The sequence below is a fragment of the Winogradskyella costae genome, assembly GCF_013403865.1.
GTDB lineage: Bacteria > Bacteroidota > Bacteroidia > Flavobacteriales > Flavobacteriaceae > Winogradskyella > Winogradskyella costae.
Map to the genome: position 1 here is coordinate 236455 of NZ_JABFDK010000002.1, position 25598 is coordinate 262052.

General features: G+C 33.1%; 20 protein-coding genes and 2 tRNA genes. 10 read left to right on the forward strand and 12 right to left on the reverse strand.

The genetic code is table 11. From position 1 onward, the window contains the following. Window positions 1-25: 25 nt before the first annotated feature. From HM986_RS08265 to HM986_RS08290, 6 genes are all read right to left on the reverse strand, one after another. Window positions 26-973: a septum formation inhibitor Maf gene (locus HM986_RS08265; protein ID WP_179334610.1), complete on the reverse strand. Its 948-nt coding sequence runs from the start codon at window positions 971-973 to the stop codon at window positions 26-28. Window positions 974-1047: 74 nt separating this feature from the next. Further along, a complete protein-coding gene (locus HM986_RS08270) occupies window positions 1048-1641 on the reverse strand; it encodes a Maf family nucleotide pyrophosphatase (RefSeq protein ID WP_179334611.1) in 594 nt (197 codons plus the stop codon). A gap of 1 nt (window position 1642) precedes the next feature. Continuing rightward, complete coding sequence (locus HM986_RS08275) at window positions 1643-2572, reverse strand: geranylgeranylglycerol-phosphate geranylgeranyltransferase (protein WP_179334612.1); 930 nt, start codon at window positions 2570-2572, stop codon at window positions 1643-1645. Between the two features lie 7 nt (window positions 2573-2579). Next, complete coding sequence (locus tag HM986_RS08280; protein WP_179334613.1) at window positions 2580-2891, reverse strand: hypothetical protein; 312 nt, start codon at window positions 2889-2891, stop codon at window positions 2580-2582. Window positions 2892-2935: 44 nt separating this feature from the next. Further along, window positions 2936-3469, reverse strand: coding sequence for a KdsC family phosphatase (locus tag HM986_RS08285; protein WP_179334614.1), 534 nt, complete (start codon window positions 3467-3469; stop codon window positions 2936-2938). Window positions 3470-3471: 2 nt separating this feature from the next. Further along, window positions 3472-4266: a Rossmann-like and DUF2520 domain-containing protein gene (locus HM986_RS08290; protein WP_179334615.1), complete on the reverse strand. Its 795-nt coding sequence runs from the start codon at window positions 4264-4266 to the stop codon at window positions 3472-3474. A 167-nt stretch (window positions 4267-4433) separates the two neighbouring features. Between HM986_RS08290 and HM986_RS08295 the strand changes: the two genes are divergently transcribed. The 4 genes from HM986_RS08295 to HM986_RS08310 all read left to right on the forward strand — a co-directional run bounded on the left by HM986_RS08295 (window position 4434) and on the right by HM986_RS08310 (window position 9985). After that, entirely contained in the window at window positions 4434-4823 is a 390-nt protein-coding gene (locus HM986_RS08295; protein ID WP_179334616.1) for a group III truncated hemoglobin, read from the forward strand. Between the two features lie 56 nt (window positions 4824-4879). Continuing rightward, window positions 4880-5329, forward strand: coding sequence for a large conductance mechanosensitive channel protein MscL (gene mscL, locus HM986_RS08300; protein ID WP_179334617.1), 450 nt, complete (start codon window positions 4880-4882; stop codon window positions 5327-5329). Between the two features lie 99 nt (window positions 5330-5428). Then, window positions 5429-8704 carry a cytochrome c biogenesis protein CcsA gene (ccsA, locus tag HM986_RS08305; RefSeq protein ID WP_179334618.1) on the forward strand — a complete coding sequence of 1092 codons (3276 nt, stop codon included), beginning with the start codon at window positions 5429-5431 and terminating at the stop codon, window positions 8702-8704. A gap of 126 nt (window positions 8705-8830) precedes the next feature. After that, on the forward strand, window positions 8831-9985 hold the full coding sequence (locus HM986_RS08310) for a trans-sulfuration enzyme family protein (RefSeq protein WP_179334619.1): 1155 nt from the start codon (window positions 8831-8833) through the stop codon (window positions 9983-9985). A gap of 8 nt (window positions 9986-9993) precedes the next feature. On the opposite strand, the gene HM986_RS08315 is transcribed toward HM986_RS08310, so the two are convergent. From HM986_RS08315 to HM986_RS08325, 3 genes are read right to left on the reverse strand one after another with little or no spacing between them, the layout of a single operon-like run. Further along, window positions 9994-10677, reverse strand: coding sequence for a DUF2490 domain-containing protein (locus HM986_RS08315; protein WP_179334620.1), 684 nt, complete (start codon window positions 10675-10677; stop codon window positions 9994-9996). A gap of 56 nt (window positions 10678-10733) precedes the next feature. After that, entirely contained in the window at window positions 10734-12344 is a 1611-nt protein-coding gene (gene pckA, locus HM986_RS08320) for a phosphoenolpyruvate carboxykinase (ATP) (protein WP_246288481.1), read from the reverse strand. A 57-nt stretch (window positions 12345-12401) separates the two neighbouring features. Further along, on the reverse strand, window positions 12402-14240 hold the full coding sequence (locus HM986_RS08325; protein ID WP_179334622.1) for an SLC13 family permease: 1839 nt from the start codon (window positions 14238-14240) through the stop codon (window positions 12402-12404). A gap of 306 nt (window positions 14241-14546) precedes the next feature. Between HM986_RS08325 and bshB1 the strand changes: the two genes are divergently transcribed. Beyond that, on the forward strand, window positions 14547-15275 hold the full coding sequence (bshB1, locus tag HM986_RS08330; protein ID WP_179334623.1) for a bacillithiol biosynthesis deacetylase BshB1: 729 nt from the start codon (window positions 14547-14549) through the stop codon (window positions 15273-15275). Between the two features lie 59 nt (window positions 15276-15334). Beyond that, window positions 15335-15410, forward strand: a tRNA-His gene (locus HM986_RS08335). A gap of 227 nt (window positions 15411-15637) precedes the next feature. Here HM986_RS08335 and HM986_RS08340 read toward each other — a convergent pair. From HM986_RS08340 to HM986_RS08350, 3 genes are all read right to left on the reverse strand, one after another. After that, a complete protein-coding gene (locus HM986_RS08340) occupies window positions 15638-17218 on the reverse strand; it encodes a M28 family peptidase (RefSeq protein ID WP_179334624.1) in 1581 nt (526 codons plus the stop codon). A 138-nt stretch (window positions 17219-17356) separates the two neighbouring features. Further along, window positions 17357-18388, reverse strand: a complete 1032-nt coding sequence (locus HM986_RS08345; RefSeq protein ID WP_179334625.1) for a M28 family metallopeptidase — start codon at window positions 18386-18388, stop codon at window positions 17357-17359. A gap of 78 nt (window positions 18389-18466) precedes the next feature. Next, entirely contained in the window at window positions 18467-18802 is a 336-nt protein-coding gene (locus HM986_RS08350) for an FUSC family protein (RefSeq protein ID WP_179334626.1), read from the reverse strand. Between the two features lie 226 nt (window positions 18803-19028). On the opposite strand from HM986_RS08350, the gene HM986_RS08355 reads away from it, so the two are divergent. From HM986_RS08355 to HM986_RS08370, 4 genes are all read left to right on the forward strand, one after another. Then, window positions 19029-19113 (forward strand) — tRNA-Ser (locus tag HM986_RS08355). A 361-nt stretch (window positions 19114-19474) separates the two neighbouring features. Continuing rightward, window positions 19475-22489, forward strand: a complete 3015-nt coding sequence (locus HM986_RS08360; RefSeq protein ID WP_179334627.1) for a T9SS type A sorting domain-containing protein — start codon at window positions 19475-19477, stop codon at window positions 22487-22489. A gap of 333 nt (window positions 22490-22822) precedes the next feature. Next, a complete protein-coding gene (locus tag HM986_RS08365) occupies window positions 22823-24406 on the forward strand; it encodes a helix-turn-helix domain-containing protein (RefSeq protein ID WP_179334628.1) in 1584 nt (527 codons plus the stop codon). After that, the gene (locus tag HM986_RS08370) at window positions 24407-25564 is read left to right on the forward strand and encodes a tetratricopeptide repeat protein (protein ID WP_179334629.1); all 1158 of its coding nucleotides are present in this window, start codon (window positions 24407-24409) and stop codon (window positions 25562-25564) included. Window positions 25565-25598: the final 34 nt, after the last annotated feature.

The following is a 25598-nucleotide window of genomic DNA, read 5'->3' on the forward strand; positions in this document are numbered from 1 at the left end:
AAATATAATATACAATCAATGAAGTTTATTCTAATTTTAAAGTTTCTCTAAGGTTAACATCAGACTTACTTTTTTTGTTCCAATAGTCCGACTTTAGACTTTCTAATTTCGTAGCCTTTGATGTTAATGTCTCAGCAGAAGAGCCTATACCGCTTGTAATTGTTTCTTCCCAGCCTAAAATATCGTAAGGAAAATTAGGATTAAAATTAATTTTTAAGGTGCGTTGCAATTCAGGATACGTTATAGTATAACTCGTGTTTTCCAATTTGACATTCGCTTTTTGAGCTTTTAACGGATCGTGGTTAAGCCTTACAGATTCTAAAGAAGGAATAAGTTCTAGTTCTCCAACAGGAAGACTTTTAGGATCGATTCTTAGTTTTGCCCATAATTCATTTTCTGTCCATGTTTTGTCTAAATTAAAAGTTTCATCCGCTTCTCCTTGAAAATAAGAATGTGATGTAACCTCAAATGTATCGCGATTATTTAATTGAGAGTATACATGTCCACACCATTCTTGCACAGATGTCGATATTTTTAAGGCATGTTGATTATTAGCCACCGGATAAAACGTACTTTGCATTATTGAATACGGATAAATCCCCGTAATGAAATTCTTGGTTGTATTCAATTTTAAGACCGGTGTATTATCTTTACTATAATTGTCTGCTTTAACTTGGGCGTCTGGTAAAAAATCTTCTGTTACAAATACTAAAACGGCAGTACCTTCTCGCAATTCTCCATAACGTGCTTGTTCAAGTCTATAAGATGTGATTTCTGCTTCTCCGTTGTACCAATAATTTTTAAAGTCATCGGACAATGTTGCTTTTGGATTTACAACTTCTGATTTTGGTTCAGAGGCGGTACTAATTTCTGGAGTAGTAGCGGTAGTGCTAGTGTTTTCGTTGCAAGATGTGAAAATTGAGATTAGTGCAATTGTCACTACTAGTAGTCTGGGTTGTATAGTTCTTATCATAATTATTGCTTATTTATTTGATGTTACAGCACCCCATGGTATGGTGCAGCATATAGAGTAATAAAGATAAGATTCTAATTATGGTCTGCAATAGTATTTAACGTTTCATAAAGTAAATGTGTAGGCAAACCCACAACATTATTATACGAGCCCTCAATAGATGTAATGGCAATAGCACCAATCCATTCTTGTATGCCATAAGCACCAGCTTTATCTAACGGTTTATAAGTGTTAACATAATATTGAATTTCTTCATCCATTATGGCTTTAAAGGTCACCTTAGTAATGGTGTTAACCACATGTTGCTCTGTTTTAAGAGTGAAACAGATTGAAGTAACAACTTCATGCGTTGTATTGCTTAAAGATTTTATCATATTAAAAGCATCTCTCTCATCTTTCGGTTTTCCGATGGCTTTATTATTTAACCAAACAATGGTGTCGCTTGTAATTAAGATATCGTTAGTCTGAATACTTTCTATAAAAGGTTCTGCTTTTAATTTTGCTAAAAAATCGGTGATGTTTTCACGTTCTAAATGTTTAGGGTAAACTTCTTCTACGGGCTTTAGTTGAATATCGAAATCGAGATTCATTTCCTTAAAAAAGGCATGACGTCGAGGAGAGGCAGAGGCGAGAATAATATTGAAATCTTGGAGTTTGTCTTTTAACATTTTAATTGAGGATAGTAAATTTGTAAAGTAATAAGGATAACATTCCTGTAAGCATGACTAATTTTAAAATGAAGCTAATGTGTTTATATTGTGCTTTACTCTCTGCGCTAAATAATTTTATACTTACATAAATTAACGGTGCTACAACCAAAACTAAAAAGTAACCAACAATAAGTTGTTGTTTAAATAAATATGTAATAACATAATAAACTATTGATGCGATCGGAATTAATGACAACATAAACGCAATTTTAGTGCTACGCACTCTCCCTAAAAGGATTGGTAATGTTTGTATACCAGCTTTATGATCTCCATCAATGTCTTCTATGTCTTTTACGAGTTCTCTTACAAGGTTAATCATTAAAGCAAAAATAGCGTAATCTCTAATAATGTATAAGAAAGTAGTCTGAATGGCTTTATTATTGTCAGTGGTAGCCGGGATTAATTCAAAAATGCCAATTAATAAAATACTCAAACATACGACAATTGACACCACAATATTACCAACAACGGCAATTTGCTTTAAAAATGAAGCATACATATAGAGTAGTGCGGATGTAACGAAAAAGATGACGAAAAATTTAGGTTTACCAATGCCATTAGATAAATAAAAACCTAAGCCAACACCAACGACATTCAGGATTATAAATAATGTGGTGGCACGCTTTTCTGTGATGTGTTTACTAACGATGAGTTGCTTTGGTTTGTTGATTCTGTCAGTTTCAATATCATAGATATCATTAATAACATAACCACCAGCTGCGATAGAAACCGTAGCTAAAACTAGAAGAAAAAAGTTAAAATCACTTAAGGTAATAAGTATGCCGTGACTCTCTTGAAACGGTAATAAAAGGGCATACTTTACTAAATATTGCATTAAAGCAATCATTAGTAAATTCTTCCAACGGATTAAATTAAAAAAGTGAGCCATTTATAAATTAATGAGATAATATTTTAATAATTAAATAATAAAAAACAGTTGCAATAATAATAAAAATAGCAGTACTAATAATTACTGTTTTCTTTAAAAGCTTGCGCTCTTGCTGTCGTATTTTGTCTTTAATTTTTTGCTTGTCTTCCTTGGTTAAGTCTTTATGTAAAAAAGCTATTTTGTAATGCAGGTGGGCTTCAAGGTCTAATTTTTCCTTGTATTTAGAAAAAGGCTTTGATGATCTTTGGTTAAATGTAGCCTGAGTATTGCCAAAACCGATATATCCAAATCCCGTGCTATGTCTTCTTCCTCCTGACATGTGTTTAAAACATTTTTAAATTTTTATGATCGACAACCAAATATTTAGTCATATTTAGCGTCAAAATTACCATTCCATTTGCCTTGTACTTTCAATACCTGTTCAATCACATCTCTTACAGCGCCTTTTCCGCCGTTTTTATGAGAAATGTATTTCGAAACAGCCTTGATCTCTGGGACAGCATCTTGCGGACAACATGGTAAGCCTACTAACTTCATTACCGGATAATCAGGAATATCATCACCCATATACAACACCTGAGATTTTGAAACAGTATGTTGTTCTAAGTAGGTATTGAGTTGTTCTATTTTATTGTGTGAACCTAAAAAAATATCTTTGATACCTAATCCTGATAAGCGTTTACGAACGCCTTCGTTAGATCCTCCAGAAATAATGCAGAGGTTAAAACCGGCATCAATCGCTGTTTTTAATGCAAATCCGTCTTTAATATTCATAGTCCTCAGCATCTCACCTTCTGTTGTTACAGTGATTGTACCATCAGTTAAAACACCATCAACATCAAAAATAAAGGTGGTAATGTTTGCTAAATATTCTTTGTAACTTTTATCGTCGTTCATCGTTAATTTTCTTTTTTATGGTTCTTGGGTCTAGTAGATCTTATACCATGAGTCTTTTTAATAGAAGTCGTTAGCATTCTGTAGATTGCTTCATGCTCCTCTTTCTCAATCAGTTTAAGTTGTCGCTTAATCGTTCTTTTGTCGTTCCGTTTAGCCGGACCTGTTTGCGCCATAAAAGGAGACATATGTTGAATTTTCTTTGCCGTTTCCTCAATTAACGGATGCAAAATTTCAAACTCTATGTTTTTAGTTTCACAAATTTCATGACCGATTCTATAGAGTTGATTGGTGAAGTTATTTACAAAAACAGCGGCTAAATGAAGTGTCTGTCGCTGTTCTGTCGTTATTTTATGCGGCTTACAATCCACAGCTTTTGCTAAATCTATTAATAGTTGAAGGTTCTCCTTTTCATAAACTTCAACACAAATCGGTACTTCACTAAAATCGATGTCGGCGTCTTTAGAAAATGTTTGCAACGGATAGAAAACACCGATTTTGTTTTTTTTATCTATATCGTGCATCGCAACGCTTCCCGAGGTATGAACAACAAAACGGTTTGTAAACGGTAGATCTATAGATAGTTGTTCTATACTGTCATCGCTGACAGCTATAACATAAATGTCTGCTTCTTTTAATTCATCTAACGAATCCGTAATATCGACGTTATTGGCATATGACGAAATGGAGGCTCGTGTACGATTATACCATTGTTTAATCGTTATAGTTTTAGAATTTGAAAAGGCTTTATATAAGTGTGTGGCTACATTGCCAGCACCAAGTAGGACTACTGATATCATGGTGTAAAAATACTAAGATTTCTTATTTTAGAATCACAAGAGTGAGATTAAAAAGATAACTTTGGGTAATTCTAAAAATGATATATAGAAAGGATGCTATTTTGGTGACTTTTTAAATACGTATCACTTCATGAGGTCCCGTTAGAACAACACATATTAGTTACGAGATGAATAGATCAGATATAAAAAACAGAGAAGACATATTTTTATTAGTGTCCAAATTTTACGATAAGGTAAGACAAGATGATAAATTAGGGCCCTATTTCAATGAAACCATTAAAGATTGGGAACAGCACTTAGAGCATTTAACTACCTTCTGGGAATCGAGTTTATTTCTAAAAACTAAATATTATGGCAACCCATTAGAAGCGCATACTAAAGTCGATGCTGCATTTAATAATAATATAACAGAATTACATTTTGGTATATGGCTAAATCTTTGGTTTCAAACGATAGATGAATTATTTGAAGGAGATTACGCCGAGAACGCAAAACGCAGAGCTCGTAAAATGGGGACTTTTATGTATATGAATATTTTTGCAGCACGAAATAGCTAATCATTTCTTGGCATAGTATAAATTTGTGGTTTTAAAAATCTAAAATCAGAACACATATGAAACTTCTCAAAGAATTTAAAGAATTTGCCGTCAAAGGAAATATGATGGATATGGCAATTGGTATCATAATTGGCGCCTCTTTTAATAAGGTAATAGATGTGCTAGTAAAGTTTGTATTAATGCCTCCATTATCTTTACTTACAGATGATGTAAACTTCGATAATAAAAAACTGATATTAAGAGAAGCGATTACTAATGCTTCAGGCATAATCACCACTACAGAGGTTGCTATAGGCTATGGTGCGCTTATTACAGTTTTATTAGATTTTTTAGTGATTGGCTTTACAGTGTTTTTAGTTGTTAAAGGCATGAACAGATTGCGAACTAGAGCACATGATTCTAAAGATAAAACAGTTATAACTCCAAAAGATATTCAATTACTTTCTGATTTAAAAGAATTGATGGAAGAGCAAAACAATATGCTCAAAGCTAACCTGAAAAATTAAAGCCTTTTATGTGCGTAATTTTAACATGTTTTAGTGCTAAAACTGAATCTTGGAATAATTAAAAAGTCATATCTTTGCGCAGCCTAAAAAGCCTATGCTATGCAAAAGAAAATCGCTAATTTCCTATTCTCTACAAAACTCACTGCTTTCTTATTTATTGCCTTTGCCACTGCTATGGCAGTGGGTACTATTTTAGATAGAAATATGGATACCTCTCCAACACCATATACTAGAACATTAATTTACAATGCATGGTGGTTTGAAGCCATAATGGTGTTTTTCGTTATCAACTTTTTAGGTAACATTTTTAGATTTAGACTTTACAAAAAAGAAAAATGGGCAACATTAATCTTGCATCTATCTTTTATTCTTATTCTTTTTGGTGCATTTGTAACACGTTATATTGGTTTTGAAGGTATGATGCCAATAAGAGAAGGAGCAACTGAGAGTGAGTTCTTTTCTCAGAAAACATACATTGGCGGGCGTATATTAGGAAACTATAAAGTTAATGGTCAACTACAACAACGACGTATAGAAGAACATGTTGATTTTTCTCCACGATTAGATAATGAATTCGAAAAAACGTTTGATTATGGTGATACAGAAGTTACCGTTAAGCTTAAGGAATTTATAAAAGGTGCTGAAGAAGATATTATTCCTAATGACATCGGAAACCGTTATTTAAAAATAGTTGAAGCCGGTGAAAGTGGTCCACATAATCACTTTTTAGAAGATGGTAAAGTTGCTAATCTTCACAATGTTTTGGTGTCTTTAAATAAGTTTCAAGAAGGAGCTATAAATATTACTGAAACCGAAGGAGGTTTGTTTATTCAGTCTCCTTATGAAGGTAGTTATATGACTATGGCAACACGTGCAACAGGTACGCTGATTAAAGATAGTTTACAGCCTTTAATTCTAAGGTCGAGATATGTAATTGGGAATATGCAGATTGTAATGCCAAAACCTATAGTAAAAGGTGATTTTGGGATTGTAAAAATACCAGAGCTTTTAAAAACTAAGGCAGATCCAGACGGTCTTATCTTAAATGTAACAGCAAATGGTGACACAAAAGAAATAGGCATTATTGGTGGTCCCGGTAATTATACTGCCATGAAGGAATTTCAAATTGGAGGCTTAGAAATGGCTCTACAATATGGTCCTAAGATATTGAAGTTACCTTTTGAAATTAAACTCAACGATTTTATTGCCGAAAAATATCCTGGTACGGAAAAAGCCTATTCGTCTTACGAAAGTAAAATCACGGTTTTAGATAAAGAAGTAGGGGAGTTTGATTACCGCGTTTATATGAATCATGTCTTAGACCATAAAGGATATCGTTTTTTTCAGGCGAGTTTCCATCCAGACGAAAAGGGTACCGTGTTTTCTGTAAATCACGATTTTTGGGGAACGTATATTACTTATGCAGGCTACATATTATTGTATTTATCCATGATGGCTATCCTATTTGTGAAAAATACACGTTTCGATGATATCCGAAAAAGGTTGGCTAAAATAAAAGAGAAGAAAGTCAAAATGATGACTATGATTTTGCTTCTCCTTAGTTTTTCTGGCTTTGCACAAGTACATTCAGAAGATGATGGACACAATCACCAGAGAAAAGCAGCAAAAGAGCAGATCGATTCTATTCTAAGAGTGCATATTACACCTAAAGCACATGCAGCCAAATTCTCTGAAATGGTGATTCAGGATTATAGTGGTCGTATGATGCCAATGCATACTTATGCTTCAGAAATGCTCCGAAAATTAAGTAAAAGCGATGTTTATGAGGAATTTGATGCCGATCAAGTATTTCTGTCTATCCAAGAAAGTCCGATGCTTTGGTACAATGTGCCAATCATTTACTTAACACCTAGAAAGGCAGATTCTATCAGAACAATTATTGGCGTAGATAATGATCAAAAGCATGTTAGTCTACTAGATTTTTTCACGGAAGATGGGCGGAATAAATTAGGACCTTACATTGAAGATGCTTTTAATGCTCAAATACCAAGTGGCATCCAAAAGGAGATTAAAGAAACGTATAATCGTCTAAGTATATTATCTGATGCTATTGAAGGTCGCAGTATTAAGATTTTCCCAGTGCCTAATGATGAAAATAATAAGTGGATTTCTTCAAAAGATTTTAGAGATGAAGATTACAGAGATAAAATAGAAGATACGCTTTATGGTAATTTTATAAATAATGGATTTGTAGCTTATTTGGTAACTTTAAATAATGCAAAACAAACAGGAGATTATACTAAAGCTGAAGAACTACTTAAAGGAATTAAAAAAACACAGCAAAAATTCGGTAGTGAAGTTATGTTGTCTGACGAAAAAATTAAATCCGAAATTCTATACAACGATTATGATATCTTTAAGCGTTTGTTTAGCTGGTACATGTATGCTGCGACACTGTTGTTTGTTTTAATTATTGTTCAAATTTTCAACTATAAAAGTAAAGCACTTAAGGTGGCTGTTAATATTTTTATAGGTGTCATTGCGCTACTTTTTATACTGCATACAGCTGGTTTAATCTGGAGGTGGTATCTGTCGGGTCACGCTCCTTGGAGTGATGCCTATGAGTCCATGATTTATGTCGCTTGGTCAACCATGCTTTTTGGTTTTATTGTTGGGGTTACTAAAAGAAAAGAAAAGATTCATAAAAAAGATATTTCAAGAATTGTAATGGCAATTTTGGGTAAAACGAGCACATCAAGTTTAACTGTTGCAGCGGGAGCTTTTGTAACGTCCATGATTTTAATGATAGCTCATTGGAATTGGATGGACCCTGCAATTGGTAATCTAGAACCAGTACTACAAGGCTATTGGTTAATGATACACGTTTCTGTGATTGTGGCAAGTTATGGTCCATTCACTTTAGGAATGATATTAGGAGCGGTATCCTTATTATTAATGATATTTACGACTAAGGAAAACAAAGAGCGTATGCTAATTAACATTAAAGAGCTAACCATTATTAATGAAATGGCTTTAACGGTTGGTTTAGTAATGTTAACCATTGGCAACTTTCTTGGGGGTATGTGGGCAAATGAAAGTTGGGGACGCTATTGGGGTTGGGATCCAAAAGAAACTTGGGCCTTAATAAGTATTATGATTTATGCTTTTGTAATCCATATGCGCTTAGTACCTGGCTTAAGAGGGAAATGGATTTATAACCTTATGTCAATTATAGCTTTCGCTAGTATTCTTATGACATATTTCGGAGTTAATTTCTATCTCGCAGGTCTACATTCTTATGCGAGCGGAGATCAGATATTAAGCTTTCAATTTATCGCAATTACGTTAGGGATTGTTGGTGTATTAGGAACTTTATCATACTTAAAATATAAAAAGTATTATAGAAGTAAATAAAACTTCATAAGCTTTACGTAAATAAAATTGGTTGATGAACATCTGTGTTTTTCAACCAATTTTGTTTTATAATTAACAAGACTTACTTTCCTTTTTATTAATTTTAAAATCTAAAAAGAAAAAGTAATGTCAAAGAAAAAACTGGGCTTAAACACCATTTGTACTCATGTTGGTGAAATTAAAGACGAACAATTTAAAGGGGCCGTATCTCCAATATATCTAAGTACATCTTACGAGTTTTTAGATGTAGATGTAAAACGGTATCCACGTTATTTCAACACCCCAAATCAAGAACATCTATCAAAAAAAATTGCAGCTTTAGAACATACAGAGGCAGCTATGATTTTTGGTTCTGGTATGGCTGCGATTAGCACCATGTTTTTAGCTTTTTTAAGACAAGGAGATCATTTAGTGGTTCAGAATACCTTATACGGTGGAACTTTGAATTTTATAAAAGAAGAATTTCCTAAATATGGTATAGAATTTACCTTTACGAATGGTTATCAAGTAGAAGATTTTGAAGCAGCCATTCAACCAAATACAAAATTAATTCATATTGAAACACCTTCAAACCCATTAATGACAATCACCGATATTAAAGGGATTGCAAAGTTAGGGAAGTCTAAAAATATTTTAACGTCTATTGATAATACGTTTGCATCACCCGTAAATCAAAACCCTATAGATTTAGGTATTGATATGGTTATGCATTCTGCAACAAAATATTTTGGTGGACACAGTGATATTTTGGCTGGTGTTGTAGCAAGTTCCCATGAGCATATGGAGCGCATTTGGAATGTAGGTAAGAATCTAGGTGGAAGTTTAAGTGATATGACCGTTTGGATGTTAGAACGTAGTATGAAAACCTTAGGGTTGCGTGTAAAAGCCCAAACCAAGAATGCGATGAAATTAGCTAAATGGTTAGATAAAAATGAGGAGGTTTCTAAAGTCTATTATCCCGGATTAAAATCACATCCAGACTATAAATTAGCAAAATCTCAGATGAAAGGTTTTGGAGCTATGTTATCCTTTGAGTTGATAGACGGAATTGATTCGCAACAATTTCAAAAGGAACTAAAGCTTATTAAATCGTCTATGAGTTTAGCTGGTGTTGAGAGTACGATGTTGTCTCCGCATTTAACGTCTCATGCGTTATTAAGTCAAGAAGAACGTGATGCTATTGGCCTTAATAATCAACTGATAAGATTTTCTGTAGGTATAGAGGATTTAAAAGATTTAAAACACGACATAAAACAGGCTATAAATAATGTAAAGCACTAAAATATCCGTTAAGAATTGTTTGGTCTAAAATCCCATTTTAGATTGAGTTGCAGTGATAGTCGATTATAGCTTTTAGTTTTAAACGAATGTCGTGCGTAACCTAGTTCTGTATTTATATTTTTCGTTATAAAAATACCCAGCCCCATAAAAGCTCTATTTTGTTGAAAATCAAATTCAGTTAAATTAAAATGGATTTCATCATAAGTAGAAATGAAAAGTGTATTATTTAGAGGTATTTTAATCTTGAATCTATAACGCGTTCTATATATTAATTGGTTTTCAGAAGGATATTCTAAAAATCGTTGTTCTAATCTCAACCTTTGAGAAAACTGAATGGCGTTTAATTTATGATTAAAAATTAATTGTTCTATTATTCTATGCTCTTTAGTGTGAGGAATGTCATTAACTTCAAATGAAGAATCTATAGTACCGTAAGCGTAGCATAAACCAACAGATAATTTAGGGGTAATATGATAATTTAGACCTATGATCCCTAAATTCAAGTGCGCTTTCTGTGCAGGTAATTCATAGCTCCAATTTGTGAATGAACCACTAAGACTAAGTTTATCGTTTATTTTGTTAGAAGAAGTCACTTCGTACCAAGATCCTAATTTGTATTCACCAATGTTTTGTGCATACAATAACGTCTGAAATAATAAGGAAAAAAGCAGTATGTATAGCGTGTTTTTCATAATCGACTGTATAGAAAAAAGAGCCCAGAAATGGGCTCTTTTCAGTCATGGAATTATTAAATATGATCATTTAAGTGATGATGCTCATCAATTAACGGACCACCTTCAATGATTTGTTGAGATGCTTCACTTGCAAATTTTTCAAAATTCAAATGGAAAGAATGTGCAAGTTGAATAGATTTGCTAATATACTGGCCTTTATTTTCCCAAGTATTCATTGGGTCTAATATATCTTCCGGAATATTAGGACATGTTTTTGGCATATATAAGCCAAATATAGGATGTTGTTCGTAAGCTACATTATCTAATTTCCCATCAAGAATAGCGGTAATCATAGCTCGTGTGTATTTTAATTTAATACGAGAACCGACTCCGTAAGGTCCTGCGCTCCAGCCTGTATTTATTAACCAAACATTGACACCTGCATCTTGCATTTTTTTACTTAGCATTTCAGCATAAACAGTAGGGTGAAGTGGCATAAATGGTTCTCCAAAACATGCAGAGAAAGATGGTACGGGTTCTGTAATACCAGCTTCTGTACCTGCTACTTTAGCGGTATAGCCAGAAATGAAATGATAAGCTGCTTGTCCTGGTGTTAATTTTGAAACCGGAGGTAATACGCCAAAAGCATCAGCTGTTAAAAAGAAAATATTTGTTGGGTTGCTAGCATAAGACGGCTTTTGGATGTTATCTATATGATAAATCGGGTAACTCACACGTGTATTTTGTGTAATGCTACTGTCCATAAAATCAACTTCACCATTATCTTTAAAGATGACGTTTTCTAGAATTGCTCCCGGCTTAATGGCTCTAAAAATGTCAGGTTCTTTTTCTTCTGATAGGTCAATAGCTTTGGCATAACAACCGCCTTCAAAATTAAAAATATTATTATTTGCCGTCCAGCCATGTTCGTCATCACCAATTAATTTACGAGTCGGATCGGCAGATAGTGTAGTTTTTCCTGTTCCAGACAATCCGAAGAAAATAGCAGTATCACCATCTTCGCCAACATTTGCAGAACAATGCATAGGTAAAACGTCTTTTTCAACAGGAAGAATGAAGTTTAAAGAAGAGAAAATCCCTTTTTTAATTTCACCAGTATAAGCAGAACCGCCAATTAAAGCAATTTTTTTAGTGAAATTTAAAATTGAAAAGTTTCCTTGACGTAAGCCAACTGCTTTTGGATCTGGCGCTTCATAACCTGGTGCGCAAAGTACTAGCCACTCTTCTTTAAAATTTTCTAGTTCGGATTCGTCAGATCTTAAGAACATATTATATGTAAACATGTTAGACCAAGGGTATTCTGTAACTGTTCTTACATTTGTTTTATATTCTGGATCAGCACATACGTAAGCGTCTCTAACATAAATCTCTTTGCCGCTTAAATAGTTTGTGATTTCAGATTGAAGTTTATCGAAATTATCTGGTGAAATTGCTTTATTAGTTTTTCCCCACCAAACTTTATTTTGCGTATAATCATCTTTTACTATAAAACGATCTTGAGGAGAACGACCCGTAAACTTGCCTGTGTTAATAGCTAAAGTTCCATTAGCGGTTTCTTTGCCCATTCCTTTTTCAATAGTAATAGCTTGTAATTTTTCTGGTGATAAGTTCCAATGTGTATTGGTGTCTTTCAATCCATACGTTGTAAGGTCTCTCGTTTTCATAATCGGTTGTTTTAAGGTTTCCATGAGTTCATAATTTTTGCAATTCGACTTTCGATTTTAAAATGGCCATATGAATGGCACTAATAATAATGATGTGATTAGGAAGAGTAGAAGCAATGGTGCTCCTACTTTTAAGTAATCCATAAATTTATAACCACCTGCCGTCATTACCATGGCATTGGTTGTAGTTCCTACGGGTGTTAAAAATGCGGTTGAAGCACTAATGGCTACAACAATCATAAATGGTGCAGCAGAAATATTAAGTGTGTTTGCTGCAATAATTACAATTGGTGCCATTAATACAGCCGTGGCTGAGTTATTAATAACCTGGCTAAACGTTGTAGTAAGTAAAAAAACACCTCCTAACAGCACCACAGGATGAAAGCTTCCTAAAGAGTCTACTAAGCCATTTGCAATTAATTCTGCGGTACCTGTTTTTTGTAATGCAATTCCCATAGGTATCATAGCTGCAATCATTACAACACTTATCCAGCTAATGCCCTTATAAGCTTTTATCATCGGTACACAGCCTGTAATCATTATGATACCTGCAGATAGTAAAGCAGCAACAGCTCCTGGTACGATTTTAAAAACTAACAGTATAATCATTAAAATGAGAGACGCTAGTGCTATATAAGATTTAATCGTAAGATTTGTAACTGTTTTAGCCATACCTTCTGGACTACCGCAGATTACTAAATGTTCATATTGATTTTTTAATTCGTCTATAGCACTCCATTGCCCTCTAATTAAAAATGCATCTCCGGATTTAACAACTGTTTCGCGTTCTGTTAAGGGTTTTCCGTTTCTTGAGGTGGCCATTAATTGTACATTATAACGTTCAAAAAAGTGACTAGAGGTTATGTTTTTACCTACAAGCGCCGATTGTGGTGTAACTAAAACTTCAGTCATACCAACTTCTTGGTTAATGAGGTTATGTTTCAACTCATCTTCAATAGAATCTAGGGGTAGTAAGCCTAACCTTAGATTAATCATTAAAGCATTTATTGCTTCTGTAGATCCTTTAACCGTAATAATATCATGATATAAGAACCCTGTATCATCAGTTGGAAGTTCAATAAATGGATCGTGGCCTTTTAAAAGACTAGGATGACGTCTTTTTATACGTAGAATTGTAACGGCATAATCTTTTTCAAAATTCCAATCGCCTAATTTTGTGTTTAGCAATGGAGATACTGATCGTACTCTTAACCTATAATAGTCGCCATCTACTTTATAGGCTTCTATCCATTGGTGGAGCGTAGTGTTAATATTTACGGGTTTATTGTTGGTTTTGTTACTTGGTAAAAGACGGTAACCTATAAATTTGAAATAGAGTAGTGCTAATAACAATAGGGGTAAACCTATAAGTCCAAATTCGAAGAAAGAAAACCCTTCTAAACCACTATCTATCATGGTGTTGTTTACAATGATATTTGGTGGTGTGCCGGTTAGAGTTAACAGACCACCTGTATTAGAACCGAATGCTACTGGCATTAGCAACTTAGATGGTAAGGTCCCAATACTCCAAGCAGAAGCTATTGTAACAGGCATTAAAGTAGCTACAGTGCCTGTATTACTTACTACACCAGAAAGTAGTCCAGAGCCCAATGTTGTAATTAATAAAAGCTTCATTTTGCTTTTACCTGCCATTTTTATAAACTTTTCACCAGCTAAAGCGGTCCAACCCGTTTGCGATAAACCTTCACCTATTATAAATAAGGCTGCAATCATTATTACTGTTGGATTGCTAAATCCGCTTAATGTTTCTGTTAAGTCTAATATTCCAAAAATAAATAAACTTAACATGGAAATAAGCGCAATAATATCTGGTGTGAACTTTCCCCAAATGAATAAGGAAATCGTGATAATTAAAATAGCTAACATTAAGGTCATAAGGATGTTGTCTTTTAATAATAGTGTAAAGGTAGAGTCAATGTAAGGTAATATTTATGACGAAAGTCATACTTTAGAAGTATTGCGAATTTTTCAATTTTGACTACTGAAAATTGAGATAACTAAGGATTTCTTTAATCGAAACCGTTTGCGAACTAAAAAGTAAGCGATTATCTGCCTTCTTTTTAATATTTTTGACACATAAGAAATGACAAATAAGAGGTTAAACGCCTAATTATTTAAATTTAATTTGATAAAAAAAAGGGTATTAGATATTCTGTCTTACCTTAAGTAAATAATAATCATATGCAATTAAAACTAGATATACTAGCAATCGGAGCGCATCCCGATGATATAGAATTGAGTTGTGGTGCAACCTTAGCAAAAGAAGTGTCTAAGGGCAAAAAAGTAGGAATTATAGATTTAACGCGAGGAGAGTTAGGTACCAGAGGTACTGCAGAAACCAGAGATGAAGAAGCTTTTAATGCAGCAAAGATACTTGGTGTACAGTCTAGAATTAATATGCGCTTTGCAGATGGCTTTTTTAAAAATGATAAAGCGCATCAGTTAGAACTGATTAAAATGATTAGGTATTACAAACCAGAGATTGTTATTTGTAATGCTATTGATGATAGACACATTGACCATCCTAAAGGAAGCCAATTGGTTAGTGATGCTTGTTTTTTGAGTGGATTGAAAAAGATTGAAACCATTTATAAGGATGAAAAGGAGCTCCAAGAGGCTTGGAGACCAAAAGCAGTATATCATTATATACAATGGAAAGATATAGAGCCAGATGTCGTTGTTGATGTCACTGGTTTTATGGAGAAAAAGCTGGCATCTGTATTAGCATATAAGACGCAATTCTTTGATCCTAATAGTAAAGAACCTGAAACTCCGATATCTAGTAAGAATTTTACAGATAGTGTAGATTATAGGGCAAGAAATTTAGGACGTTTAATTGGTGTGGAACATGCTGAAGGCTATACAGTTGAGCGAAACGTTGCTGTAGAATCGTTATTTGATTTAAAATAAATTCAAAAACTATTTGCAAGAGATAACAATTCAATTATCTTTGCAATCCAATTTAAAATGGTGGTTGTAGCTCAGCTGGTTAGAGCGTCGGTTTGTGGTACCGAAAGTCGCCGGTTCGAACCCGGTCTTCCACCCAGAATGCAAAGCTTCTCTGAAAAGAGGAGCTTTTTTTGTATATATAATTCTGCATTACGTAATTAGAGCGTGAGGTTTATACTGAAAAGAAACTATATACCCCAATTATAGCATTCAATAGTGGCTAGATTTTAGTATTTAATAAGGCACTTTCTAGGCGGAATCACATAAAAAAGGCCTCTCAAATTAATGAGAGACCTTTTTATATGCTTTGTTTTATGCACTATTTATTCAGTAGCCTTATCAACAATAATACGTTCGTCTCTATTTGCGACCTCCCATGCGGTATAAAAAACCAATCGTGTTCTCTTTTCTAATAGATCGTATTCTATTTTATCTGCTGTATCTGATGGTCTATGATAGTCATCATGTGTGCCGTTAAAATAAAATATTACGGGAACATTGTTTTTTGCAAAATTGTAATGATCAGATCTATAATAATAACGGTTCGGGTCATTTTCGTCATTAAACGTATAATCTAATTCCATATTTATATATTTCGCATTTGCTTCTTCTGAAATATTATGTAAGTCCGTACTTAATTTATCACTCCCAATTAGATAAACATAATTTCTTGTCCCTGTTTCATGTTTAGCGTCAACTCTACCAATCATATCAATATTTAAGTCAGCAACCGTATTTTCTAATGGAAATATAGGGTCATTATCTGTATAATGCCTTGATCCCAATAAACCTTTTTCTTCAGCTGTAACATGTAAAAATAATATAGAACGCTTTGGGCCATGGCCCGCTTTTTCGGCCATTTTAAATGCTTGTGCAATTTCTAAAATGGCTACAGTACCAGATCCATCGTCGTCTGCTCCATTATAAATCTCACCGTTTTTTACACCTTCGTGGTCTAAATGTGCTGATATAACTAAGATTTCATCTGGCTTTTCAGAACCTTTAATAAAGGCTACCACATTTTCAGAAATAATAGACTCAGACTTATTTTCGATTTTCAAATTAATATCAGCTTCAAGGACTCTAGCGATAGAATCTTCAGAAATAGAAGGATAAAGCGTTTTTCCTAAATTGTCATTGATCATTAACATTACAATTCCGTTGTCATTACTTTTTAATGACAGGCGACCAGCAATTCCAGATTCTGACTGACGTTTATAGAAGCCTGAATATCTCGCAAACGAATCATTATCCATAAATATAATTCCTTTGGCTCCATTTTCTACGGCGGCTTTTCTTTTGCTAGATATAGATTGGCGTCCGTTAGTCCATTTTGAATTATCTGTAGTACCAGAAATAACAAAATTGCCTTCAGCATCTTTAGGTTCTCCTGATTTTGCTAGAACAAACTTTCCCTTAACATCTATATTTTTATAATTCGAATACTTCTCATCATCAATACCGTAACCAACATAAACGATATGGTCTACAGACAAGTCGACATCATTAGAAACCGTTAAAACAATTTGATCTTCGAAGCTTTTAAATGTTTTTCCGTTAACGGTTAATTTTGCTTCAGCAACTTGTTGTTTTTCTAATGGAACTTCTTGGAAATAGTCATCTTCACCTAATGGAGAAGGGATGCTCATAGCGATATACTTTTGTTTTAAATACTCTACGGCCATTTTTTGTCCTTTTTCACCTGTATCTCTTCCTTCAAATTCATCGGAAGCATACTTGTATAGCATTGTTTTTAGTTCGTCAGAAGTAATTGTAGAAGCATATTCTGTTGGATCAAGTTTTTTAGATTGATTAGATTGTTCTGTGTTTACACTCGTTTTAGAGGATGTGCCACAACTAGATAGTATTGCTAAAGCAATACCCAAGAGTAGAGTTTTTTTCATTCAAAGAAAATAATTAGGTAGTTAGTTAGTATAGATTAAAGCTGTTATAAGGCTCATCTATAAGTCAAATTAGTTCTAAAATTACGAAAATTGGAAAGGGTTTTTTACTGGTTTAATCTCTTTTAACAAACTTTAACATCAGATAATTTCTTTCTTAAGTCGTGTTTTAGAGTTGGCCAAATACCAAGCAGTGGCAAAGATTAACTTTGTGCGTTTCTCTAATAACGGATAGTTAATTTTATCTTCTGTATCAGTTGGTTTGGTATAATCTTCGTGCTCACCATTAAAAAAGAAAATGACAGGTACACCTTTTAAGGCAAAGTTATAATGATCCGAGCGATAGTAATATTGATTGGGGTCATTATCTGCATTATATTTATAATCTAGATTAAGATTGATGAATGTAGAATTGGCTTCCTCTGTAATATAATGGAGCTCAGAACTCATCCTATTTGAACCAATAACATAAATATAGTTTTCGTCGTCTTTGTGCCTATTGTCTACACGACCTATCATATCCATATTTAAGGTAGCAACAGCATTTTCTAAAGGGAATACAGGATTTTCAGAATAAAATTTAGAACCATATAGGCCCACTTCTTCGGCTGTTACATGCAGAAAAACAATACTTCGTTTAGGGCGATAGCCATCTGTAGTGGCTTGACTAAAAGCTTCAGCAATTTCTAAGAGGGCAGCAGTGCCCGAGCCATTGTCATCTGCACCATTATAAATTTCACCATCAATTACACCTTCATGATCAGAATGTGCGGTAATATATAAGTATTCTTCAGGAAATTCAGCTCCTTCAATATATGCTATGATATTTTGCGAGGCGTTGAGATCATTTGGTAGAATAGTTTTAGGTACTTTTTGATAGTAATCTGGGACTAATTCCGGAGCATTGATCTCTCTATTTTTGTACTGATCTCTGATATAATCACACACTAGATTATGCCCTTCTTCACCAGTCATTCTACCGTTATACTTATCTGAAGCGACTTCAATTAAATGTATTTTTAATTCTTCAGAAGTAATGGTCTTTAAATATTCTTCGACAACACTTTTATCATTAAATGAGATGCTGTTTTTTAAGTTGCTAATTTTCTCACTATGTCTAATTGTGGCACAAGAACCAACAAAAAGGAGTACAGAAGCAATAAATACTTTCATGTAACTATTTGATTTAGGCAAAAATAAGATAAATAGATTTAAAATTTTCCTAGAATTAGTGAGAAATTTAAGAAAAGTTTACTCTATTGGTCTGTCGTCTAGAAGTTCCATGGGTTTACTACTATCTTCTTCCTCGTTTTCGCTTCTGTGTTCTATAGCTTCTTCTTCTTCTTCTTCTATGCTATTATAAACTCCTTTGTAAATAGTAAGTCCTATCGACATAATTACTAAGAGAAATATATATTGAATGGGTTTGGGTTTGACTTGTTCTTTTTTGGAAATAAATACTAAGGCCAATCCAGTAATAAAAGCAATAATTATAGGGACCATGGCAAAGTTTGAATAAGGGGATGCCGATAATGTAACTGCAACGATAGCTGCGATAAGTCCAAGTATGATAACTGATTTTTTCATTTCTACTAGATTTTAAAGTTTTAAAGTTAGAGTAATTCGGTAAATAAGCAATTGAGATTTTATTAAAAGATAATTATAATAAACATTTATGATGCCGAAATAGGATTACTTGCTAAAAAATGAAATAAAATATATATTGTAAATCAGTCAATTAAAATTTTTTTTAAAAACAATGCAAAAATCTTTGTCTAGAACGAAAAAGCATATTATATTTGCACCCGCTAACGGAGAGTTGGCAGAGTGGTCGAATGCGGCAGTCTTGAAAACTGTTGAGGGTCACACCTCCAGGGGTTCGAATCCCTTACTCTCCGCAGAAAGAAAACCTATAACGAAAGTTATAGGTTTTTTTAGTTTAGGATAGTTTCCATTGGTCACTTTTATTAGTTGCTTTTTTAACTGAAAAATCATATTGAACTTGATGTGAATTTAGCTAAAAAGGCTAAACAATAAAACACTTCTCACTTATTCTCTTATATTTTGTTGTAATCTTTTTATTGTATATAAGTCGCTATTTTTGAGTGATTTAGTTTTGTTTTGGCTGTTTCAAATTTCCGTAAATACCAAATATAGAATCTTTTTTAGCGCACGTTCTTATTATATATTAGAGCTCAGAAGAGTTGTATTCCCATAGAATATAATCAATACTAACTAATTATTTAAATCCTAAAACGAATGAAAAAAATTACATTTTATTTTCTGATGCTTTTAAGCATTACTGCCTACGCTCAAATTGAGGTCCTCGAAGATTTTGAAGATGTAGCAAATAATCAAATACCTGAAAATTGGACAGATACTAATTTTGCAGTTGCATCGAACTTTACTTGTGATGGTTCTGAAAAAGCTATTTATACTGGTTTTACAGCAGCAGGTCAAGAAACTTTAACAACTCCAAATTATACTGCTATTTCAAACGGCACTGACCTTAATGTAAGTTTTTCTTATAATGTTTTTGAACAAGTTAGCCAGTTTCCGCCAGCGAGTTATGTTGCACCAGCTGCAGGTTGGGGGTCTTTAGTATTAGAATATAGTACTGATAATGGAGTTTCATGGATTAATGCTACTACTATTAATGATTCTAACTTTACATTTGTTGATAATTCTACCTGTTCTTCAACTGCAGATATTACAATTAGTGGTATTGCAAATGCCAGTGACTTTCAGGCTCGTTTTGTAGCAACAGGAACTACTATTTCAAATTTTGCATTATGGATTATTGTAGACAATGTTTCATTTACCCAATTAGCTACTAACATTCCTAATTGTGACGCGACGTTAATATCACCTTTAAGTGGAGCGACAGATGCCGATGTTGATATGGCTTTAACTTGGCAAGCAGCTACAGGATTAGCAACAGGTTATACAGTATCGGTTGGTACTACTTCTGGTGGTACAGATATCATTAATGCACAAACAACTACAGAAACAAGTTACCCATTAACAGGTTTAGATTATGTTACAGAATATTTTGTAAACATCGTACCGTTTAATGGTATTGGTGATGCTACAGGTTGTACGGAAGAAGGTTTTACAACACGTACTGCGCCTTTAGTAGGTGCGACATGTGGTAGTCCAATAGAAGTGTCTTCATATCCCTTTGTAGTGGCTTCTGGAAATACTGCAGATTATGAGAATAATATTAATGATAACCCATGTAGTTCTTCTTATATGAACGGGAACGATGTCTTTTATAGAATTACACCGACAACAGATGTTTCTGTAAATATTGAAGTCAACGGAATTATTCCAGCTACAAGTAATAGAGCTGGTTTAATGGTGTTTAAAGACTGTCCAGATGTGGCAACTGAATGTATAGCTGATGACACCTCGTTCTCTGGAGATTCAAGAAGTTTGACAGACGTAGTACTATTAGCAGGTAATACCTATTTTGTAGTACTGAGTACGTCAAATGCCAATAATACATTTGAATACACTTTAATTATTACAGAAAACAGTTGTATTAATCCAACGATCAATTCATTAACGGCTGTGTCAGATTGCGGTAATGGACAGTTTACAGTAGCTGTAGATGTATCTTACTTAGGTAGCGCAACGTCTCTAACTTTAACTGATGACAATGCAACTTCAGCAGATGTTACTAACATTACTACCACAGGTGTTTACACAGCTGGTCCTTATGCATCAGGAACATTGGTTAACTTTACATTAACGAATGATGAAGATATTTCTTGTACTTATGCGGATTCAACTTATTTCTATTGTCCACCTACTAATGATGAATGTGGTGCGCCAATAAGCTTAACAGTAAATAGCGATGATACATGTACTATATTCACAAGTGCAAGTAATGCAGGTGCAACACAATCTACAGCAAACCCAGATACATGTGGATCAGCAAATAATAATACTAACGATGTTTGGTTTAGTTTTGTGGCCGCAAGTGAAACAACTATTTTAGAATATTTAAACATAGAAACAGCGCCAGGCTATAATACAGGTGGAACTTTACAAGCTACCGAATTATTAGAAGGGACATGTGGAGAACTTACAAATATTAGTTGTTACACAACAAACTATGTTACGTTTACTGGTTTAACTATTGGAAATACCTATTACATCCGTAACAATACTAGATTATCTGGAGAATATGCTCAGAACTATGATATCTGCTTAAGAAACGCTCCTGCACCACCCGCTAACGATGAGTGTGTAAGTGCAACTGTATTAACGGCATCAACTGATGATATGTGTAATAATGCTGTCTCTGGTACTACAGTCGGTGCAACATTATCTTCAAACAACTCTTGTAATACAGAAGGCTATGGTGATGTTTGGTATGTGTTTAATCCTACAGCTACAGCGTATTACGAATTTCTTTTAACAAGAGGTGATACGTCTCCTGTAACATATTATTCAATATATGAAGGAACATGTGGAGCTTTTACAGAAGTAACGACATCTTGTAATACTAATTCAGAACAAATTGTATTGTTAGATAGCAGCTCAACTTATTACGTAATGGTACAATCGAGTCAAGTAGGTGAAGGTATAACTTTCGATTTATGTGTTACGGAATTACCTCCTGCGCAAGCTAACAGTGATTGTTCTGGAGCTATATCATTTAATGAATCTCCAGATTCAGCAGGTGCCAATAGAATTTCTGGAAATTTAGATAATGCTTATTATTCTCCAGAAGGTGCATGTAGTGATTCTTATAATTCTTTATGGTATGAGTTTACGCCAACACTAACAGGAACTTATAATTTTGAATTAATTAGAACTTCAGGAACAGCATACTATACTGTATATGATTCTAACGTTTGTTCAACGGATTTAGATTATTTAGGTGGTGATATAAACAGTTGTTTTGAATCTGGAACGGATTCTGGACCTGTTGAAGCAGGTACAACTTACTTAGTAAGTATACAAGCAAGTAGTGCAGCTGAATTTGAGTTCTTTGCTTATCCAGATCCATCGTTAAGCTTAGATAATAATGAAATTAATTCATTTAAATATTATCCTAATCCAGTAAAGAATGAATTAACTGTAGAAGCAAAAACTTCAATATCTCAAATTAGCATTCATAATATTGTTGGTCAAAAAGTGAAGGAGATGTCTCCAAATAGCTTAACGACAACTGTGGATATGAATGAATTGAATACAGGTGTTTATTTTGTAACTGTACAAATAAATAGTTCTATAAAAACATTTAGGGTTATTAAAGAATAATCTTGAATATAGTGATTAATAGCAGAAAAAGGCAACATGAAAATGTTGCCTTTTTTTTTATTCCTAAAAAATAAGAATTATAGAATATTTAAAAATTTTACGATTTTAAATGTCAGAAAAAGATTTTAAGCAATGTTATGATGTTTTATTTAAGAGTATCAAATATTTAAGCGATTTACACCGCTGTTTCATACAAGCTAGATAAGGTTGGCTATGGTTATCCTTTAAGAAAGTTTAGTATATTTACTATCTCACAATAGTTAAATAAACTTTATTTTTTGTTTAATTATTGTTAATATTTGAGTTAAGAAGACAGTTTTTGACGAACTAAAAATGAAACAAAAAGACTCCTCTTGTTGCAAAATAATTCGTTCAATTGTTGTTTGGGCTGGTCTTTTATTGGGCTGTTTTAGCTATGCACAAGACAATAAGCTTACTACTAAAGCGCAAGAATTGGTGTTTTCAAACCCAGATGAATCACTTAAAATAGCAGAACATATATTAGCGACAAGTCAAAAACCAGAACACATAGCTATTTCTAATCTGTTAATTGCTAAAGCTCAAATTGTGAAGGGTGATTATAACGAAGCAGTGATTCACGCTTTTGATAAAAATAATCTGGTAAAATCCATTAGTAAACACACACAATTAGAATTAAACCTACTCAAAGCGCAACTGTTAGGACGTGTTTATTTAGATAAGCAAGCTCAAGAATTTATAGAAGAGAGTAGCGCACTGAGTGAGAACTTACCTCAAAGTTCGTATAAAGATTCTATACAATGTTTAATAAAATTAGAGCAAATCTATACTTATAATACGAGAAGAAATAGTGATAAAGCGATACACTTAATTGAAAACACAGAACGTCAATTTAATACATTTTTAAAAACAAATACTATTGAAAAACGAGCTTTATATCTCGCTAGAGAAAGAGCTTTTAATAATTTATCTCAATATGATTCAGCGGTAGTTTATATAGAAAAAACTTTAGATTTATTAAACGCATCCGAATTCAATGATCTCTATCAAAAAGCTTTGATATATAAAGAGTTAGGGTACTTGTATCTACAGAAAAAAGAATTTAGCAAAAGTGAAGAATCGCTTTCAATTGCCTCAAGATTTGCAGAGATAATTAATAATCCAATACTCTTAATGGAGATAAATAGGGATTTGTCTATTAATTATTTAGCTTCAAATCAAAATGCGAAACATAAGATTTTTAATGAGAAATATTTGAGTTTAAATGCCGAAGTGGAAAGAACAGAACAAATGGCTGTAAACTCCTTATACTCTATATTAGCAGATCAAGATGAAGAATTTTTTGAAACTGAAAAAGAAATACATAACAATTACTTATATTTTTTAATAGCAGGTTTATTGGCAGTACTCTTAGTAGGCGGTTATATTGTTATAAAGGGCGAAACTAGAAAAAAGCGTCGTAAAGAAATTATTAATTATTTAGAAATAGTAAGACACAAGGATGTTAAAGCAAAACCCGTTAAAAAAACAAAGCCTAAACGTATTGCAATACCAGAAGAAACGGAACAGTTAATACTCTCTAAGCTTAAACGTTTTGAAGCTTCTATTAAATTTTTAAATAAAGATATTTCTCTTGCAGTATTGGCCGGACAATTTGATACGAACACAAAATATCTTTCTGGAGTGATTAATAAGCACTACGATGATAATTTTAATACCTTCATAAATAAGCTTCGTATCAATTATGTAATAGATAAATTAAAATCCGATCCGCATTATATAAATTATAAAATTAGTTTCCTTGCTGAAGAAAGTGGCTATTCTTCACATAGTAGTTTTGCCACAGTTTTTAAGTCTATAGTTGGTATGTCGCCGGTAACGTTTATTAAACTGATTCAAAAAGAACGAGCAGAATCAAAACAGAAATCTAGTAACTAAATGAAAGAAAGAAGATTATATATTGGTCTCATTTCGGTATTTATGATACCTTTTTTTTCATTTGATTCGCTATCATATCCGCAAAGTCAGAAAATAGATAGTATTCTAGAACAAAGTAGCCAGTTGGTGTACGATAACCCAAACGAATCTATTGATCTCGCATTTTCTGTATATGAAAGTACCGAATATGGTGTAAAAACAAAGGTGAAAGCTTTAACGCTTTTATCACTGGCTTATACATCTAAACGAAATTATCAAAAAGCATTAGAATATATAAAAAAAGCCGATGAACTTTCTAAACCATTAGAGGATAAAAAGCTACAAATTGAAATTCTCTTTAAAATCGGAATTTTATACCAACAGCTCAAAATTTTTGATAAGTCTATTGAATACCTTGAGAAAACGGAACAAATGGCATTGCTTTATCCAAATCGAAAAGCGGTGAGTCGTTATATTGCTAACAGTTATGCGGTTAAAGGGTTTATCTATAAGGATAATCTCAATTGTGATATTGCTTTAGAGTTTTTTGATAGAAGTATAGCCGAATATCAGAATGTTAACAATGGAGAAATCAATACAAATCTTAGTATTGTATATTATAATAAAGGCAACTGCTATACTTTACTATCAGAGTATGGTAAAGCTAAAAATAGTTTTAATAGAGCTATTGCCCTAGCCGAATTATCACAAGCACAAAGTCTTATTGCGTTTGCTAAGAAAGGTTTGGCTTCTGTATTTACAGCGCAAGGTGAATATCAATCTGCCATTGATTATTTAAACGAAGCTTTAGAGCAATCTAAAAATGTAGGAGATATTGTTCTTAATTCAAGTATTTATAACGGTTTGTTAGAAAATTATCTCGCATTAAATCAATGGGAAGCATATCAAAAATATTATAGGTTTTATTCAAAGAGTCAATTAGAAATTAAAATCGCAGAGCGAAATTCCGTAAGTGATTCATTAGAGGATAATGAAATTCGTAAAAATGAATATCAAGCAGAGCTTCAAAATCAAACTTCAAATCGACTAAAAGTAGTCCTTCTGCTGTTGATTCTTATTTTTATTAGTGTCTTTTTTATTGAAAAAAAGAACAGAAAAACGATTGCTTTACTTCAAAAAAGAATAAAAACACTACAAAATCAAAAAACAGATACCTAGATAATAAATCAAGGTTAATTTTTAGTTAACTTAT